This is a genomic window from Arthrobacter sp. AOP36-A1-22 (assembly GCF_052377615.1).
GTDB lineage: Bacteria > Actinomycetota > Actinomycetes > Actinomycetales > Micrococcaceae > Arthrobacter_H.
Genome location: NZ_JBQSWX010000066.1, coordinates 1 through 899 on the forward strand (window position 1 = coordinate 1; position 899 = coordinate 899).

The 899-nt window shown below is 67.5% G+C and carries 1 protein-coding gene; it reads right to left on the reverse strand.

Going from position 1 to position 899, the window contains the following annotated elements:
• Nucleotides 1–851 (reverse strand): HNH endonuclease signature motif containing protein (locus tag ACT3S2_RS15835; protein ID WP_444561937.1); only part of this gene is annotated, 851 nt, incomplete at its 3' end.
• Nucleotides 852–899: the final 48 nt, after the last annotated feature.

Consider the following 899-nt stretch of genomic DNA (forward strand, 5'->3'; position numbering starts at 1 on the left):
GGTGTTTGGGGTTTGGGGCGTAGCGGGTTGTCCCGGTCATCGGGCCGATGGATCGCCGGTGGCCCGTAAGCACCGGCATTACGCTTCAAACGCCGCTTCCTGGCCGCGTGGGCGTGGGTGGTCATCGCGTAACGGCCCCGTTCGGGACACGGGGAGGAAGGATCCGGCACGTCTTGGACCCGACCCCATAAACAGATCTGCAGGTCCTGATACTTCTCGTACTCGTACTCGATCTTGCTCGACTCGATCGTGAAGGCCTTCGGCGCGATGACCGCTGGCGGTGAGACCGTGGGGATCACCGCTTCAGGATCCGCAGGCGGCGCCGCCACCCCACCGGTGGTTCGGGAGCTCTGCCAGGGATCCGCCAAGGCCCAGGGAGCTGCCGGGTAGCCAACCCGCCTGGTTCCGAACAGACTCGTGACCAGGATCGTGCCCCCGGCGCGTTGTTCGACCTCGAGCAACCCCAGCGACTTCAACCGGTGACACCGCTTGCACCCCAAGCGCAGGTTCGCGATATCCGTCCCTCCACCGTGTTGCCACTCCCTCGTGTGGTCGATCTCGCAGGTCCTACCGGGCCCGGTGCATCCCGGGGTGGTGCAGGACCCGTCCCTGAATTGCAGGATCGCCCGCTGGGCCGCGGTAGGCCGATACCTGTTCTGGCCGAACTTCACCACCGCCCCGGTCAAGGGATCGGTGATCACCCGCCACCAGGTCTTCGCCGCGACCATCAACCGGGCCGCTGAGTACTGATCTATCGGGCCCCCACCAAGCATCGTGGGCACCGGGGCCCCGGGCTTGAGCTCGGCCACCGCCAGGGCACCCGGGGCATCCACCCCAGCCGGCCCATCCACCACAGCCGAGCCTTCCGATCCACCCGGGCCAGGACCCGCGCTGGGGGT